15 protein-coding genes are annotated in these 18,381 nt (G+C 36.2%); 6 read left to right on the top strand and 9 right to left on the bottom strand.

Annotated features, from left to right (window positions below; all coding sequences use genetic code 11):
- Positions 1-58: 58 nt before the first annotated feature.
- From aroB to M983_RS08100, 6 genes are all read right to left on the bottom strand, one after another.
- Positions 59-1,153, bottom strand: coding sequence for a 3-dehydroquinate synthase (aroB, locus tag M983_RS08125; protein ID WP_066749579.1), 1,095 nt, complete (start codon positions 1,151-1,153; stop codon positions 59-61).
- Positions 1,154-1,205: 52 nt separating this feature from the next.
- Positions 1,206-1,727: a shikimate kinase AroK gene (gene aroK, locus M983_RS08120; RefSeq protein ID WP_036914409.1), complete on the bottom strand. Its 522-nt coding sequence runs from the start codon at positions 1,725-1,727 to the stop codon at positions 1,206-1,208.
- A gap of 576 nt (positions 1,728-2,303) precedes the next feature.
- Entirely contained in the window at positions 2,304-3,401 is a 1,098-nt protein-coding gene (locus tag M983_RS08115) for a competence protein E (protein WP_066749578.1), read from the bottom strand.
- The gene (locus M983_RS08110) at positions 3,398-3,964 is read right to left on the bottom strand and encodes a hypothetical protein (RefSeq protein WP_066749577.1); all 567 of its coding nucleotides are present in this window, start codon (positions 3,962-3,964) and stop codon (positions 3,398-3,400) included. The genes M983_RS08115 and M983_RS08110 overlap by 4 nt, the downstream gene beginning before the upstream one ends.
- Positions 3,942-4,517 carry a hypothetical protein gene (locus tag M983_RS08105; RefSeq protein WP_066749576.1) on the bottom strand — a complete coding sequence of 192 codons (576 nt, stop codon included), beginning with the start codon at positions 4,515-4,517 and terminating at the stop codon, positions 3,942-3,944. The genes M983_RS08110 and M983_RS08105 overlap by 23 nt, the downstream gene beginning before the upstream one ends.
- Positions 4,505-5,326, bottom strand: a complete 822-nt coding sequence (locus tag M983_RS08100) for a hypothetical protein (protein ID WP_066749575.1) — start codon at positions 5,324-5,326, stop codon at positions 4,505-4,507. Before M983_RS08100 ends, M983_RS08105 begins: the two co-directional genes overlap by 13 nt.
- A 115-nt stretch (positions 5,327-5,441) precedes the next feature.
- Between M983_RS08100 and mrcA the strand changes: the two genes are divergently transcribed.
- Together mrcA and M983_RS08090 are read left to right on the top strand one after the other, a co-directional pair.
- A complete protein-coding gene (gene mrcA, locus M983_RS08095; protein ID WP_066749574.1) occupies positions 5,442-7,976 on the top strand; it encodes a peptidoglycan glycosyltransferase/peptidoglycan DD-transpeptidase MrcA in 2,535 nt (844 codons plus the stop codon).
- Between the two features lie 348 nt (positions 7,977-8,324).
- Positions 8,325-9,128: a MetQ/NlpA family ABC transporter substrate-binding protein gene (locus tag M983_RS08090; RefSeq protein WP_066749573.1), complete on the top strand. Its 804-nt coding sequence runs from the start codon at positions 8,325-8,327 to the stop codon at positions 9,126-9,128.
- An 82-nt stretch (positions 9,129-9,210) separates the two neighbouring features.
- Here the strand turns inward: M983_RS08090 and nudE are convergent, their stop codons facing one another.
- Complete coding sequence (nudE, locus tag M983_RS08085; RefSeq protein WP_066749572.1) at positions 9,211-9,795, bottom strand: ADP compounds hydrolase NudE; 585 nt, start codon at positions 9,793-9,795, stop codon at positions 9,211-9,213.
- 355 nt (positions 9,796-10,150) lie between these two features.
- Between nudE and umoB the strand changes: the two genes are divergently transcribed.
- The 4 genes from umoB to pckA all read left to right on the top strand — a co-directional run bounded on the left by umoB (position 10,151) and on the right by pckA (position 15,487).
- A complete protein-coding gene (gene umoB, locus M983_RS08080; RefSeq protein ID WP_066749571.1) occupies positions 10,151-12,265 on the top strand; it encodes a flagellar biogenesis regulator UmoB in 2,115 nt (704 codons plus the stop codon).
- Between the two features lie 71 nt (positions 12,266-12,336).
- Positions 12,337-12,750 (top strand): ribosome-associated heat shock protein Hsp15, encoded by a 414-nt coding sequence (hslR, locus tag M983_RS08075; protein ID WP_066749570.1) that lies wholly within the window; start codon positions 12,337-12,339, stop codon positions 12,748-12,750.
- A gap of 27 nt (positions 12,751-12,777) precedes the next feature.
- Positions 12,778-13,662: an Hsp33 family molecular chaperone HslO gene (gene hslO, locus M983_RS08070; protein WP_066749569.1), complete on the top strand. Its 885-nt coding sequence runs from the start codon at positions 12,778-12,780 to the stop codon at positions 13,660-13,662.
- A 205-nt stretch (positions 13,663-13,867) separates the two neighbouring features.
- Positions 13,868-15,487, top strand: a complete 1,620-nt coding sequence (gene pckA, locus M983_RS08065) for a phosphoenolpyruvate carboxykinase (ATP) (protein ID WP_066749568.1) — start codon at positions 13,868-13,870, stop codon at positions 15,485-15,487.
- 167 nt (positions 15,488-15,654) lie between these two features.
- Here the strand turns inward: pckA and M983_RS08060 are convergent, their stop codons facing one another.
- On the bottom strand, positions 15,655-16,356 hold the full coding sequence (locus M983_RS08060; RefSeq protein ID WP_066749567.1) for a pirin family protein: 702 nt from the start codon (positions 16,354-16,356) through the stop codon (positions 15,655-15,657).
- 616 nt (positions 16,357-16,972) lie between these two features.
- The gene (locus M983_RS08055; protein ID WP_066749566.1) at positions 16,973-18,169 is read right to left on the bottom strand and encodes a BaiN/RdsA family NAD(P)/FAD-dependent oxidoreductase; all 1,197 of its coding nucleotides are present in this window, start codon (positions 18,167-18,169) and stop codon (positions 16,973-16,975) included.
- Between the last annotated feature and the right edge of the window lie 212 nt (positions 18,170-18,381).

Raw genomic sequence — 18,381 nt, 5'->3', positions numbered from 1 at the left:
TTGACCAGAATTGTCCTTAAATAGGATTCTAGTTTATATCTTGCTAGGTAATAGAGGCTTAATTTGCATTATTGCAAGATGTTATCGCTTTCAGCACTTGTTCGCGAGAAATATCCGCACGCAGTTCTGATAGGCCAATCCCTTTAGGTAAAACAAGGTGTAATTTTCCACCTGATACCTTTTTATCTCTCATCATGTGAGGTAGATAGTCCTCAGGCGCCATTTCTTTAGGGCCTGTTACAGGAAGGTTTGCTTTTTCTAGTAACTGGATAACGCGTTGTGTCTCTTCTTCAGTAAATTGACCTAACGATTGAGCCGTTTTAGCCGCCATTACCATACCGGCAGCAACTGCTTCTCCATGTAGCCAAACTCCATATCCCATATGCGCCTCAATAGCATGACCATAAGTATGGCCAAGATTAAGCAGTGCACGTAGGCCACTCGTTTCTTTTTCATCAGCCACAACGACGTCTGCTTTCAATTCACAACAGCGACGAATGCAGTAAGCCATGGCTTTTGAGTCTAACGCTAAGAGTTTATCTATATTGTTTTCAAGCCAGATAAAAAAGTCTTTGTCTAGTATGATGCCATATTTGATAACCTCAGCTAAACCAGAGGAAAGTTCACGAGCAGGAAGTGTTGCAAGACAGTCGATATCAATCACCACAGAAGTGGGTTGGTAAAAAGCACCAATCATGTTTTTACCTAGAGGATGATTGACGGCTGTTTTCCCACCTACAGAGGAATCGACCTGTGATAGTAAGGTAGTAGGTACTTGAATAAAGTCTACGCCTCGTTGATAGCTTGCAGCTGCAAATCCCGTTAAATCACCAATAACCCCACCCCCTAATGCGATAAGTGTGGTATCTCGGTTATGATTTTTTTCTAAAAGTGCAGTGAAGACATCGTTCATAATAGTGAGTGATTTATATTGCTCACCATCAGGTAAAACCACACTATCAACGCGCACGCTTTTATTCTTTAGTGCTGTTGAAATAGTATCTAAATAAAGAGGAGCAAGTGTTTCATTCGTCACTATCATCACTTGCTGACCTGATTTTAAAGACAAGAAGGCATCAGATTGATGAAAAAGGCCAGATGAAATAGTAATTGGATAACTTCTTTCACCCAGAGTCACAGTGATTTTTTCCATAACAACGGCCTTCTTATCGTCTTTTACATTATTATCATAATGGTATGAGTTATTAGTTTTGTTCTAATAATTCAATGATTTGATTTGCAACAATTTTTGCGCTTTGATCATCAGTATGAATAGTGATATCAGCAATTTCTTCATAAAGCGGATTACGCTCTTCTGCTAATGTCTCTAATACATCGCGCACAGGTTCAACACCTTGTAATAAAGGACGTTTTTTATCTCGTTGGGTACGAGCTAACTGTTTTTCGATATTTGTTTCTAAATAAACAACAACACCTCGTGCAGATAAGCGGTTACGAGTTTCTCTCGACTTGACCGAACCACCACCTGTAGCAAGAACAATACCTTGTTTTTCAGTAAGTTCGTTGATTATTTTTTCTTCTCGTTGACGGAAGCCTTCTTCGCCTTCTACATCAAATACCCAACCTACATCCGCACCTGTACGCCGCTCAATTTCTTGATCGGAATCATAAAATTCCATGCTAAGTTGTTGAGCTAACTGACGACCAATAGTGCTTTTGCCGGCACCCATAGGTCCAACCAGAAAGATATTACGTTTCTCTGCCATGTTTTTGGTATTACTAAGATATTCGTTAATGATAACCCGCCCCGCCAAATTCATTCAGCGACGGGACCTAAACTGAAAATTTATGAGTGTCTATTGATCTACATAGGATAACAATGTTATCTACTCTCATATTAATACTGAGTTTTTTCAGTAGATCGCGATAAAATAACCACACGCTGTTGCACGCAACAGCATAGGATAAAAATCCCTTTGCCCACAGTACATAACAAGATACCACTAAAAAATAAATTATCTTTGTTGGCAATGCGGAGATTCTAACACAATTTAATCGGAAAACCGCATCTGATCACTTTGTCTTTTTCGTCATCAGTCGTTCAATATTACATATAAAAAGCCCTACCTCCAAAAATAGAGGAAGTGCATAAAATGTATTCATTTTCTTGTTGCGATATTCCGAGCTTACTCAATTAGCTAACCCTTGTAAGCTAAATCGTCCTCAGCGTCAAATCTATAAATAGAGATTATAGGAAAAAATAATGAATAACCATTAGTTTATAACGAATAAAAAACATGTAGTTAACTGTATTTATTAATAAAAATTTTTTTCATCTAAAATTAGATTAATTTGGGTGTAATAAAAATAACCAATTCATGGCGACTATGCTGATCGCGTTTATGGCTAAAAAGTATACCTAGTAGAGGTAGAGAAGATAAGAAAGGAATTTTAGCAATATGCTCTTGCTGTTTTTGCTGAAATATTCCACCTAACATTAATGTTTCACCATCATTAATAGTCACTTCAGTACTGATTTCTTGTTTATCGATAGAAAGATGTTCACTACCACTTTGCACAAGAGCAATACCTGGGGTATTTTGACTAATTTTAAGGATTAACCTAATTTTTTTATTTCGTTGAATTATTGGCGTGACTTCCATACCTAACACCGCTTCTTTGAACTGTACTCGAGTTGACTCATTATCTCTGCTGACATAGGGAATTTCAGTACCCTGTTTTATTGACGCCGTTTTTTCATGTGCCGCGGTTAATCTTGGGCTGGCTATAATCGATAATTGTTTTTCTTGTTCTAGCGCACTTAATTCAAGCTCTAATAGGCGCCCATTAATTCTTGCAATATTGAGTGCAATATAATGAAGAGGATTTTTTGTATTTTGATGAATAGCTAATGCAGAAAGAGCGGGTGCTGACAGCGTTGAATTTGAAGGATGGGAAGCAACTGATGCAGAAGCTTCAGTTAATACAGACTCGTTAACTGTTTGCTTTATTGATTGTAACCCCCATTGAGTACCTAATTCATTTAATGCTTCCTGACTACTACTAACAATATGTGCGGTGATATGCACTTGTTGCTGTGGAATATCTTTAATTTTTAACCAATTTGAAATTTCGAGTTGTGCTTTATTGGTATCAATAATAGATAAACTATTAGAATCACTATCTGCTATCGCACGTCCTTTTTCACTTAATAAAGGTAATGTTTTTGTCATTAGTTGTGATGCAAGTATCTGCGCATCGGCATAATTTAATAGATGAATTTGATGTTGTAATTGCTCTGGTTGTGTTGTTGTTACTGAAATTTCAGTTTCTTTATGTGGAAATGAGGGAATTTCTATTTCAGGAAAAAAGGGATCTCTTATATTGGCAATAATAGATGTGCTGGTAAATAAAATAATACATAAAATCAATATATTCATGATGATTTCACTAATAAAGAAGGATTAAGTTCAGTAAAACAAATTTGTAATGACAATAGATTTGGCAAGATAGGAGTAACTTTAAGGTAAGTAAGGAAAAGTCCTGTCTGATAGCTTTTATCTAGCAATTCTAATAAAACAGAGTAGGTGAGCGTAAAAGTCAGTTTATAAAGCCCATGATTATCGTATTCCCAATTTTCAGGTATTAATTTGGTATTAATAAGGAAACGTTGTAATCGATCATCAATACTTTTATGGGAAGAGAAAGGTAGCACATAGTCTTGATGATACATTTTAAGTGTTGCTATTGAAGGAAGTTGTTGTTGTGTTAAATGATATTGTTTTATATCCATTTTTTGTTGAGTGATAGCTAATTGATATTTTTGGATTTGTTGCTGATAGTGAGTGAAAATAAAGCAATAATAAATAGCTGTGATAATAAGCAATATGCTTATTGCTAGAATTATCTTTTTCCCATTAGTGAGTAGTGCATAATATCTTATCCATCGTGATGTTATTTTATTCTGCATAGAAGCCACATCAGTCATTTTTTTGTTGTTCATGCGATTTTTCATCTGCGAGATAGCGAGAGAAATATCCCGTTAATGCTAATTCAGTATAAGTGGGTATTGTTTTGCTTTGTTGTAAATGTGAGAGTTCTAGCGATGAAAGCAAAGGATGAACAGATAAAGAATCGATAAAAAGCAATGATTGTTGGTTAGGTAAAATCACATTAAAAGAAAGTATATTATCTGATACTGACAGTTGTGTTATCCAACCCGTTGGTGGTAGTTGCGTTTCTATTAGCTTGAAAAAATAGAGGTAATCAAGATAACGATGCCAATTTTGGTAATGAAGTAAGTATTGCTGGTGGTGTGATTGGATTTGTTGTTTTTCTTGATAATAGCGTTTTAATTGTGCAGATAATATATCTTTTTGTTGTGCTAGCTGAGTTTGTTGTAGTGATAATGAACGTAATTGCTGTGCTAAATAAAAGGTGTAATAGCTATAAATTACTATGCTTATCACAATAATAAAGATGAGTAAGCAGAGCCATTTTATTGTTTTTCGTCTAAAAAAAGCATAACGCCAAGGGAGAAAGTTTATTTGATACATAAATGCTCCGATCGTAATGCTAATCCTAAAGCAATTAGTGATGGTACTTTCTTTTGAGATAGTCTATGAAATAACGGATGAGATAAATCAGGCCAAAGCGCAATTTTATGATTAAAAAAAGAAGCATTTTCGCCAGCAAAATAGAGTTGCTGTAAAGACCAATCATGTTTTGTTGCGAGTTGATAAATATAAGCTTCTTGTTCTTGGGGTGAGTTATAGGAATAAGAGCCGTAACAAGGCATATCACTTTCAGGAGCAACCCAATACATCGTCTTATTTTCACAGTAAAAAAGGCTACTTTTAGATGAAATATCAAGATAATTAGCTAAATAGCGTAAGGCACAAGCAGGTATATCAATAGCAGAGATAATCAGATTCATTTGAGTAAATTGTGTTACACATGATTCAATTACTTTTTTGTTATAGAAATGGACGGCAAGATTTTTATTATTTTGCCGATAATCGTGGCTTATTGACGTTTGCATGCGTTGTTCATAGGATGTGGCATGTAATCGTGCTAATCGATAATAAGCAGCTGGAGTTAGTGAGATTAATGTCGATAGAGGTATTGTTTGATAATGTTCATAAATATCTGGAAGTGAGATAATGACCTTGCTAATGGGCGGTAAGGTTTGACGCCACGATTTTAGGATATTTCCTAAATTGATACTATCGAGATTAATGCTATGAGGTAAAAGGAATTGCCAGAATGTGTTGATCTGCCATTGTTTATTCTGCTGAAATACCAAAACTACATTAATATGAGTTGTATTAATTTCAATTCCAATCTGGTAATTGTGTGTTTCCATAAATGATATCCATATCGATTGATGTGTAATAGCCTATTTTCAAAGTGCTGTTACCTTTATACTACGCACTGTTTATTTATAAACCGCCCAATCCACACTACATGGGAAATTTAAGGTGAAGTTCTTAAAATATTTTTTCATCTTCGTTTTTGCTTGCATAATTTTGGGAGCAGTCTCGATATATGGCATGTATAAGTATGTTGAGCCTCAGCTACCTGATGTCGCGACATTAAAAGATATCCGTTTACAGACACCAATGCAGGTTTTTAGTGCTGATGGGGAGTTAATGGCTCAATACGGTGAAAAACGTCGTATACCGTTAACGTTACAAGAAATGCCACCTCAATTAATCAATGCATTTATTGCAACAGAAGATACGCGTTTTCGTGAACACCATGGCATTGATCCTATTGGTATTTCTCGTGCTGTCTTTGTTGCATTTACCTCAGGGCAGGCCACACAAGGCGCGAGTACGATAACTCAGCAACTTGCACGTAATTTCTTCTTAACGCCAGAAAAGAAATTAATGCGAAAAATAAAAGAGGCCTTTTTGGCCATTCGCATTGAAAAAGAGCTGACAAAAGATGAAATTTTAGCGCTTTATTTAAATAAAATTTATCTTGGTAATCGTGCTTATGGCGTAGGTGCTGCTGCTTATGTCTATTTTGGTAAGAGTGTGCACGATCTTACACTGAGTGAGATTGCAGTTATCGCAGGTTTGCCTAAAGCGCCTTCTACACTTAATCCTCTGTATTCATATGATAGGTCGTTTAAACGCCGTAATATTGTTTTACTCAGAATGTATGAAGAAAATTACATTACTCGTGAACAGTATGAGAGTGCTAAAGCAGAACCGATTGTTGCAAAATATCATGCGCCTCAAATTGATTTTTCAGCCCCTTATTTGACTGAAATGGTCAGAATGCAAATGTATGAACGTTACGGCGAAAATGCGTATACAGATGGATATAAAATTTATACAACGGTTGTAGGTAAAGACCAATTAGCGGCTGAAAAAGCATTACGAGATAATGTCATTGATTATGATATGCGCCACGGTTATCGCGGTGCTCAAGAGATCCTTTGGCATACAGGGCAAGCCGCATGGGATAGCGAGGCTATTAGCCAAAAATTAAAACAGTTGCCTATTTATGGTCCATTAGTTCCTGCGGTTGTGTTATCTGCGGATGCAACATCTGCTAATGTTGTATTGAAAAATGGCGATAATCTTACTTTAGACCTTAAAGCTGTACGTTGGGCGCGTAAATTTATCTCTGACTCTTCTCAAGGCCCTACACCATCTAAAGTTGATAGTGTTATTCATGCAGGCGAGCAAATTTGGGTTCGTCAAAAAAGTGATAATGATTGGGTATTAGCACAGCTTCCTGGTGTTAATGCTGCTTTTGTTGCATTAGATCCCCTAAATGGTGGCATTATTGCGCTGGTGGGTGGATTTGACTTTGAACTTAGTAAATTTAATCGCGTTTCTCAGTCATTGCGTCAAGTTGGCTCAAATATAAAACCGTTCTTATATGCAGCAGCTTTAGATAAAGGTTTGACTTTATCAACCTTACTTAATGACTTACCGATTAGTCGTTGGGATGCAGGGGCTGGTACAGACTGGAGACCTAAGAACTCGCCACCGACTTATGCAGGGCCTATTCGTTTGCGTCAAGGATTAGGTCAATCTAAAAACGTAGTCATGGTACGTGCAATGCGAGCAATGGGCGTCGATTATGCCGCTGACTATCTTTTACGATTTGGTTTCCCTAATCAAAATATTGATAGAACAGAATCACTCGCATTAGGTTCTCCATCTTTCACGCCAATGCAGATAGTACGCGGTTTTGCCGTTATGGCGAATGGTGGCTATCTCATCGAGCCTTACTATATAAATCGTATAGAAAATGCAGAGGGTGAAGAGATATTTAAAGCTGAACCAAAAGTTGCGTGTCCTGAATGTACTGATATTCCTGTTATTTATGGTGATACGATGCGTTCTATTGCATTGTCAGATGATTATATGGAGAACGTAGCTCAATCTAATCAATCACAGCCTGCTGGTGCAGCTCCAGAAATAGAACTTGAGCAAGCTCCATTAGCTGAAACTGTTAAAGAAAGCGAGTATGCACCTCATGTAATTAGTACACCTCTTGCCTTTTTAATGCATGATGCGTTAAGAACGAATCTCGTTGGTGAGCCAGGTTGGTCTGGTACTGGTTGGCGTGCTGTGCGTGATCTTAAACGTCAAGATATTGGTGGTAAGACAGGAACGACAAATAGCTCTAAAGATGCCTGGTTTACTGGTTATGGTGCCAATATTGTTGCTACTACATGGATTGGCTTTGATGATAGTAGTCGAAACTTAGGCCGCACAGCGGCATCAGGTGGTGAAGCCGGTGGTAAAACGGCTCAACCTATCTGGAATGACTTTATGAAAGTCGCGCTTGATGGTGTACCGGTTAACATGATGCCGATGCCTAATGGTGTGGTTGCTGTACAAATTGACCGCCTAACAGGAAAGTTGGCTGGTGAAGGCTCTTCTATAAAAGAGTATTTTATTGAAGGGACACAGCCGACAGAAAAAGCAAAAACAGAAGTGGGTACCCGAATTTTTGAAGATAACGGTGAATCCAACGAGTTATTTTAATAGGTGGATTATAAAAATAGGGCGCTAAATAGCGCCCTATTTTTTATTTTAGATAAAACTACATCTTATTGATTTATTTTATTTTTTATTATTTTATTTCTTTTTTATTCTTTTGTTTTTTTTCAACATGAAAAAAATTCATGTTCTTATTGTCATTCTTTTTTGATCTCTTTTCGATTTATCGGTATAAAAATGACATCTAGACGTTTAGATGTCTAAAGTGAATATTTAGATTTGAGATAAATAACAGATACATCACAACTTATTGCGTTACTGTCAATCAAGAGAGATTTAACGTAAATAATAAAATTAATAAATAATAATAAAGCGATCAATTGGAGATAGGATATGAGAAAACTATTTTTAACGGTACTCCTTGCCTGTACAGCGCTATTGGTGGCTTCTTGTTCACAAGATGATAGCCAAAAAACGCTAAAAGTGGCGATTAATACAGGACCTGATCAACAAATTTGGGATGAAGTTGTAAAACTTGCGAAAGAAAAACAGGGATTAGATATTAAAGTTATTACCTTTAATGATTATGTTTTACCTAATGAAGCACTACGTAATAAGGATGTTGATGTTAACGCATTTCAAACTGTGCCTTATTACGAAGCACAAAGCAAAGAAAGAGGTTATCACTTTGAAGTTATAGGGAAAACGTTCATTTTTCCCATTGCCGCCTATTCAAACAAAATTAAATCAATTTCTGAATTACCAGAAGGGGCAACAGTTGCCATTTCTAATGAAGCAACAACATTAGGTCGTAGTCTGTTATTATTGCAATCTCAAGGCTTAATTAAACTAAAAGAGGGTGTGGGTTATTTACCGACAACGTTAGATATTATTGAAAACCCTAAAAAATTAAAATTTGCCGAAATTGATACACCGCAGCTAACACGTACTTTAAGTGATCCTAATATCTATTTGTCTATCATCAATAATAATTTTTCTTCGCAAGTAGGATTATTAGCAAAACGTGATGGGCTTTTTATGGAAGGCACTGATTCACCTTATGTGAATTTAATCGTTGCTAGAGCTGATGATAAAGATAATGAAAATTTAAAAAAATTAGTTGAGGTATTTCAAAGTGATGAAGTACTAAAAAAAGCAGATGACGTTTATAAAGGTGATGCAGTGAAAGCATGGTAAGCATGACACGGCTATTTTAATAAAAAACACCCCAAAGGTAATGATTAACTTTGGGGTGTTCTCGTTTATGTTTATATTGTCATTATTTGCTGATGGTAAGCATGTTAGGTGCTGTTTGTTGTAGATAACGTTGAGCCAAAAACAGAGCACTAACATTACGAGCTTCAGTAAAATCAGGATGTTCAAGTAAATCCATCATTTTTGAAATAGGCCAACGTATTTGTACAAGAGGCTCTGGCTCGTCACCTATCAGTTGCTCAGGATAAAGATCATGGGCAATAACAATATTCATTTTGCTTGAAAAATAAGAAGGTGCCATGGAAAGCTTAGCGATTTCTATTAAAGAACGAGCACCATAGCCTATTTCTTCTTTTAATTCGCGATTAGCGGCCTCTAAAGCATTTTCACCAGGATCAATTGCACCTTTAGGGAAACCAAAGTCATAACTTTCTATACCAACGGCATATTCTCTTATGAGGATGATTGAATCATTTATAATTGGGACTATCATCACAGCTTCGCGATTAGCGGGTTTCATCCTTTCATAGACACGCTTTTCACCATTGCTAAATTCCAGATTAACGGACTGGATCTGAAATAATCGAGAACGGGCAATGTTATCAATATTGAGTATATTTGGTTTTTTTAATGCTTTGAGTTCGGTCATAACAGCCCCTGATTGAAGTCGAGATTAACCTAAATTTAACACATTACAGATAAAATAAATCTAACAATTAGATTTAGTTTTTAAATGAAAATTGCGTACACTCCACTACTATAACGAGTTATTAATTGATTTTTTGGGAGTATTATTATTTATTGGTCTGCTCTTTTATCTGAAGATAGCGATATTGTTGGATTTAAAACTGATAAAATAGATAAATTATAATGTCACCTCATTGATATAATTCATTGTATTTTAATATAAAAATAGAAATAAAGAATAGGAATTGCCTTATGTTAGGCAGGGTTTTAAATTTGCTATTGTTATCACGCAGCGTCAGTGTAAGTATGGGGAAAAAATGAGATTATCAGTCATTATAGTGACTATCTTGGTGATTAGTCTATTTATAATGGCCGCCTTTGTATTATTCAAAAGAAGGCGGCTTGATGGCTCACATCATCTTCCTTCTCTTGCAAAACCGACTTATCGAAAATTAACATCCGATGATTATGGTTTGATAGGAGATTATCTCTCTTATTTTGGTTCATCAGATTTTTCTTCAGGTTATTCATTACAAAACTTTCCAGAAGTACCTGTAAAAGGTGAAGTTGTTACCACATTGCGTAATATTGTGAACCGATTTGCAGGATCAGCAGAAGGCCTTAACCACTGGCGTTACTATATTGATGCTGTTGAAATTCATATTCCTCCTCTTCTCGTGCCCTATTTACAACAAGAAAATGTGCTTGATGTTGTATGTACTCCTTCAATTCCGATAGTTATTGGTGTGAATGGACATTTTCTTAAAGATGAAAAACTGCATTTTTCTTCACTTAGCGTAAAGCAACTTTCAGAGCCCGTTTTAACTAACGGCTCATCAACAATTCAAAAAAATGAAGGTGATGCCGCACATTTACTGCAAATTCGTGAAGAAACAAATGAAGAATATCGTTTACATAATTCCTCAGGTCTTTGGGATGGCACTTTTATTTGTATTGGTTTGATATTAGCGCTAACTGCTTTAATGATGCCTCAAATTTTTCTTCCTTGGATTTTTATGGCTAGTGGGACATTTCTTGTTATCGGATTTTTCCTGATACAAAAGCCTCTCATTAAACGACGAAAAGAAGAAGTTCATTGTTTTAAGGGGCGTTTAAAACGTTGGGGACTTTTTGGTAATTTCGATCACGGACAGGTAAAAAATATCTCATTAGGTGGAATTGATCTCGTTTATCCACCTCATTGGGAGCCTTATATTCATAATGATATCGATAAGGTAACCTATTTAGAAATGTATCCTAATCATCATGTAGTAAAACAAGGAAATTATCTATCCTTGCATGATGAAGAAAAAAATTACCCTTATAGACGTTATATAAAAAATATTATTTTTGTTTTTCTCAGCTTTTTTATTATTGGAATGCTCTATATTTATCAGCCGCTTGCACTCTCTATGAAATTGAGTTTCTCGTGGCTTAAAGATACACAACCGCATTTAGTAACCACTTTTACCGAGCTTGAAACGACTAAGTTACATGTTGGTGATATTATTCAAGCAAAAGGCGTGGGCATGTGTTATATGCCACCCAACTTATCAAGTAAGACGAATAAAACTATCTTTGCACCTTTTGATTGTTCCGGTATTTATTGGAATAACAGTAATCCGATGCCAATGCCTGAATCTTCGACTATTGAAAAGGCAGCTGCATTATTACATATCGTTGAGGAACAATTGCATCCTGTTTCAAATAATCGCGTAAACCCTAGTTTAGGCCAAGCAATTACAAAGTCAGGTATGAATCTCTTAGATAATTTTGATGGTATTATATTAAAAACAGAAGATTTATGCCCTCGAGAGAACGAATGTATCCGACTAAAAATGGCATTGGTTAATCTCAGTAATGTGAATGATTGGGCTGCATTAGTACAACGTGCTGAAAGTGGCAAATTAACAGGAACAAATGTTTTATTACGCGCTGTGAGTGCTGAGGCCTTGGAAAAGCTTATCGACACCACCACATCATCTTTTATCTACAGAGAAATAGATAAAGCCGCCATACTGTTAAATAGCCCACCTCCTGGAGGCGTGTTATTAATCAGTGATGAAAGAAAGCAGCTTGTTGATTATGTATCAAGTTCAAGTACAAACTCTGTTTTTGAACCAACTCCATTAGAACAATGGCGAGAATTACAGCGTTTATCCGATATTCTGTTGCATACTCCTTTTGATACAGGTGGCGTGATAACAGGTATGTCTATTGATGCTAATGGCACACTACAGATTTTTTTACATAGTCTACCTGACTCAATGACAATGCTATATTACATCGGTAATTCGCTACTGTTATTCATCGCTATAGGGTTCTTTATTGTGAACCTATTTCTTATCATTCGGCGTCGGCGACAAAATAATCAACGCATGAATAAAATCAGTCTCTATTATGAGCACTGTTTTTATCGCCATCCTCAGTAAGTCCCTTATTATGGATGGCGATATGCTGATATTATCGCCACCATGACGAAGTTGTAGTAAAGGAGAAAGGGATGAACCAATCATCACAAGATACTAGCGTTCGTTTAGATAAATGGCTTTGGGCGGCTCGTTTTTATAAAACGCGTGCGATAGCCCGTACCATGATTGAAGGTGGTAAAGTCCATTATAATGGCGTAAGAGGCAAGCCAAGTAAGAACGTTGAAGTAGGTGCAGAAATACGCTTACGACAAGGTAATGATGAAAGAACAGTGACCATTTTAGAGGTAAGCGCACAGCGACAAGGCGCAGCTCAGGCACAAATGCTATATAGCGAGACGTCTGAAAGTATCGCAAAAAGAGAAAAAATTGCGCTTGCGAGAAAAATGAATGCACTGACGATGCCTCATCCTGAGCGTCGCCCTGATAAAAAAGAAAGACGCACCTTATTGCGCTTTAAACAAACTAATTTACAAGAATCGGACTAACCGATTCACTGAATATGAGAGAAATTTATGTCTAAAAAAGACTCTTTATCACGTTTTTTATTCGAAAAGAACGCGGTACGTGGTGAGTTAGTCAATGTGACTAATACTTATCAATCTATGCTTGAAAACCATCATTATCCAGAGCCTGTCGAGCGCTTACTTGGTGATCTCTTAGTTGCAACGAGCTTATTAACAGCAACGCTGAAATTTGAAGGTGATATCACGGTTCAGCTACAAGGTGATGGCCCTGTACGTTTAATGGTAATTAACGGTAATAATAATCAGCAAATGCGCGGTGTTGCGCGTATGAGTGATGATGTAAAAGCTGGGAGTAGTTTAAAAGAGATGATTGGGAATGGTTTTATGGTCATCACGGTAACACCAGAAAAAGGCGAACGTTACCAAGGTATTGTTGCTCTTGATGGTGAAAATATTGAAGAATGTATTGATAACTACTTTAAACAGTCAGAGCAGCTACCAACACGAGTATTTATTCGTAGTGGTAGACAAGATGGTAAACCAGCAGCGGCTGGTATGTTACTGCAAGTATTACCTGCATCAGAAGAACACAGTGCAGAGCATACTGCTGAGCATTTTGAACTATTGACACAATTAACGCATACCATTAAAGCTGAAGAGCTGTTTACGCTAGACGCTAAAGAGATATTACACCGTCTTTATCATGAAGAAGATGTTACGCTTTACGATCCTCAACCTGTTGAGTTTCATTGTACTTGTTCTCGTGAACGTTGCGAAAATACATTAGTAACCTTATCGAAAGAAGATATTGAGCATCTCTTGCATGAGAAAGGAAATATTGATATGGAGTGTGAGTATTGTGGTACTCACTATATCTTCGATGGGAAAGATATCAATAATATCAATAAATTAGAGTCAACAAAATTAAACTGATTCGATTTAGCAAGTTACTTTTACTTAAAGGATGCTATTTTGCATCCTTTTTTATTCAACAGTTTTTCTATAGTTTTGTGCATTAGCTCTCGTTCTTAACATAAAAAAATTATAAATTTTCAAAATGTTGATAACAATCGCTGTTAATTACGCGTAACACCTTAATATTGCTGGTAGAAAGATCTCTTATCAGGAGCAAAAAACTATGAGCGTCAAAGATCTTACCCCTAAGGATCTCCAGCAGTATGGTATTCATGACATTAGTGAAGTTATTTATAATCCTAGCTATGAACTATTATTTGATGAAGAAACCAAACCTGAATTAATCGGTTATGAGCGAGGTACATTAACCTCGTTAGGTGCTATTGCCGTTGATACAGGTATTTTTACAGGACGTTCTCCTAAAGATAAATATATTGTTCGTGATGATATAACAAGAGATACAGTATGGTGGGCTGATCAGGGTAAAGGTAAAAATGATAATAAGCCTCTTTCTCAAGAAGTCTGGCGTGATTTAAAGTCATTAGTCACTGAACAGCTATCAGGCAAACGTTTGTTTGTAGTAGATGCGTTCTGTGGTGCAAATGCGGATACGCGTTTAAAAGTTCGTTTTATCACAGAAGTTGCTTGGCAAGCTCACTTTGTTAAAAATATGTTTATTCGCCCTGAGCAAGAAGAGCTTATTGATTTTAAGCCTGACTTTATTGTGATGAACGGTGCGAAATGTACTAATCCTCATTGGCAGGAGCAAGGCCTTAACTCTGAAAACTTTATTGCTTTTAATTTAACTGAACGCATTCAGTTAATTGGCGGTACTTGGTATGGCGGTGAAATGAAGAAAGGTATGTTCTCTATGATGAACTACTTCTTGCCATTAAAAGGTATTGCTTCTATGCATTGCTCCGCCAATGTGGGTGAAAAGGGAGATGTGGCGGTATTTTTTGGGCTATCAGGTACAGGTAAAACCACATTATCAACCGATCCTAAGCGTAAACTGATTGGTGATGATGAGCATGGCTGGGATGATGATGGCGTTTTCAACTTTGAAGGTGGGTGTTATGCCAAAACTATTCATCTTTCAAAAGAAGCTGAACCAGATATCTATGGTGCAATCAAACGAGATGCACTACTAGAAAATGTTGTTGTGCTTTCTGATGGTAGTGTTGATTTTGATGATGCTACAAAAACAGAAAATACACGTGTATCTTACCCAATTTATCATATTGAAAATATTGTTAAGCCTATATCCAAAGCGGGTCATGCCAAGAAAGTGATTTTCTTAACAGCGGATGCTTTTGGTGTTTTACCGCCGGTTTCTCGTTTAACGCCAGAACAAACGCAATATCATTTCTTATCCGGTTTTACAGCAAAACTTGCAGGAACTGAACGAGGTGTTACAGAACCGACACCAACCTTTTCAGCCTGCTTTGGTGCGGCATTCTTATCACTTCACCCAACCCAATATGCAGAAGTATTAGTAAAACGTATGCACTCTTCTGGTGCTCAAGCCTATTTAGTCAACACAGGTTGGAATGGAACAGGTAAACGTATTTCAATTAAAGATACTCGTGCCATTATTGATGCCATTTTAAATGGTGATATCGATAAAGCTCCGATGAAAACACTGCCTGTATTTAATTTAGAGATCCCAACTGAATTACCCGGTGTAAATAGTGACATCTTAGATCCACGAGATACTTACACTGATAAACAACAGTGGGAAATAAAAGCGGACTCTCTTGCTGAGAGGTTTGTGAAAAATTTTGATAAATATACCGATACACCAGCAGGTCAGGCATTGACGAAAGTAGGGCCTAAACGTTAATCAACACTAACAAAACAGTATCAAAGTATAAAATAGTTACTTTGATACTGTTATTTTTTGATATAAAAATAAAAAAAAACCTGAGATGTTTTACATCTCAGGTAGTAGAAAGAAAACAAAGTGAAATAGATTATTAGAGAAAAAGTGACTTTAGGGTGGTAGCCTAACTATGCTGCTACTGATGGTAAATCGAACAATAAAATTTCACTGTCCTCATCACCAACAAAACGAATAATATCTTCATTTGTGATAGCGATACCATCACTGGTCGTCGCAATAATGTCATTAATCGCTATTTTACCTCGTACTATTTGCAACCAAATTACTCTACCTGCTTCAACCTGATATTGTGCTATTTCATCTTTATTTAATTGCCAACGCCATAGCGTCATATCTTGATACACTTTTAAAGACCCTTCACGAGCATCAGGCGATAAAATGAGTTGTTTACCTGCAATGTTATCAAAGCGATGTTGAGCATAACGAGGCGTAATCCCCAAGGTATCCGGCATAATCCAAATTTGATAAAAATGAAGTGGATTATCATTATTTGGGTTGTACTCAGAATGTGTAATGCCTGTTCCTGCGCTCATTATTTGAAATTCACCCGCAGAAAAACTTTTCTTATTGCCCATACTATCTTTGTGCTCAATAGTACCGCTGAGTACATACGTTAAAATTTCCATGTCTTTATGAGGATGAGTGCCAAAACCTTCACCTGGCATAACATTATCTTCATTGATAACACGTAATTTTGAAAAACCCATAAAATTACGATCATAATAATTTGCGAAAGAAAAGGTATGCCAGCTATCTAACCAGCCATGATTAGCATGTCCTCTTTCATTTGCTTTGCGTAGATAAATCATTGTGTATTTCCTTTTCTAAAATTGTTGTACACAGTTTACGCAATGAGGCAGAAGAACAAAGCGGAGTAATTTAATCTTAGGATCCAAATAAATTGAATAAAAAAGATATTTATTAGGTTATCGGGATAAAAAGGGAAAAGAAAAAGCCAGCACCCGGCTGGCTAAAGTAAAACACTGGAAGCAATGTGAGCAATGTCGTTCTTTCATATGACCCTGAAGGTGGTGCATCTGAAAGTGTTATTAATGATAATGGTTCTCAGTATCATTTGTAAAGTCTTTTTTTTAGCCAAAATAGAAAATATACTAAGAATAGTGTTAACTTACTGATTAAAGAGTTATTTTAATTTAATTTTTTTTTAAACACTAATATAACCAAAGAGTTAATAATATTCTTTGTGTGGTTATTAGTAGAAAAATAAGAATTAATTACGTATTAGTTCTGGTAGAAATAAAGATGATATAACCCTTTCTTACTTTACATAGGCCTTAAATAATAAAAAGCCATCATTGAGTCATGATGGCTGAATTGGTTCGTTATTAAATTATAAGTTTACACAATGAATTGCTATGTATTCGTTTTATTGGTAATTATGATATGGATGTACTTATTCAATTATTATGAAGTCGCTATCAATGCTTGAGCACAAGCATAAGCTGAACTCCAGGCCCATTGAAAATTATATCCACCAAGCCAACCTGTCACATCAACCACTTCACCGATAAAATAAAGCCCCTTAACTTTACTTGCTTCCATGGTTTTAGAAGAAAGAAAGTGAGTGTCCACTCCGCCTAAAGTGACCTCTGCTGTACGATATCCTTCAGTGCCATTAGGTTGAACCTGCCATGAATGCAGTAATTGGGCAATATGATTAATGCGCTCATTACTAAGTTGTGTCAGTGACACATCTGGCAATTGTTTATTCTCTATCATTATCTCAATAAAACGCTTAGGTAATAATCGAGCCAATGTATTTTTTACCAATTGATTAGGGTGCGCTTGACGGTTTTCTTGTAACAGTATTTCAAGATTAATCTCAGGTAATAAGTTAATACTTACATACTCACCAGGCTTCCAATAGCTTGATATTTGTAAAATGGCAGGACCAGAAAGTCCCCGATGAGTAAATAAAATATTTTCTTTAAATTGTGTGCCATTTTTGGCGGTCACTATGGCTGGTATCGCAACACCTGAAAGTTGGCTAAGCTGTTCTAGTAATGGCTTATGAAGAGTAAAAGGGACTAATCCAGCTCGAGTCGGTAGAACGGGAATATCGAATTGCTCTGCAATTTTGTAACCAAAAGGCGTTGCTCCTAACCCCGGCATTGATAACCCACCGCTTGCAATTACAACAGAAGGCGTTGAAATAGTTTTCCCATCGACATTGAGTGTAAATCCGTTGCTCGTTTTCTCAATTCCAGTAACCTCATTACGTAAGCGAATACTTACTTCACCTTTTTTACATTCTTCAAGTAAAAGATCGACAATCAATTGCGCAGATTCATCACAAAACAATTGTCCTAACGTCTTTTCGTGATACTGAATTTTATATTTTTGGACTAATTCAATAAAATCCCATTGAGTATAGCGAGCAAGTGCTGACTTACAAAAATGAGGATTTTCGGATAAATAGGCAGAAGGTTCGATATACATATTCGTAAAGTTGCATCTTCCTCCTCCTGACATTAAAATTTTTCTGCCTGCTTTTTTGCCATTATCAAGCACTAAAACAGAGCGACCTGCTTGTCCTGCAAGAGCTGCGCAGAAAAGACCTGCAGCACCTGCACCTATAATTACCGTATCGAATGAACCCACAATATCGTCTCGTTTGGTTGTCTCTGGTTACTTATTGATGAATTTTAAGTAAGATCAGAGTAAATTTGTAAAATAAGATGGAGAAAACTATATTTTTATCCTAAATTCTTTTTAGCAAGCAAAAAAATTGTCAAAATTTTACTCTATTTTTATTTTTGTTAATTAGATGATATATAAAGTTTTATTAGATAAATACTCTATATTTGTCTGTT

Source organism: Proteus myxofaciens ATCC 19692 (assembly GCF_001654855.1).
Taxonomy (GTDB): Bacteria; Pseudomonadota; Gammaproteobacteria; order Enterobacterales; family Enterobacteriaceae; genus Proteus; species Proteus myxofaciens.
The sequence above is the reverse complement of the archived record's forward strand: the minus strand, read 5'-3'. Positions and strand labels throughout refer to the sequence as shown.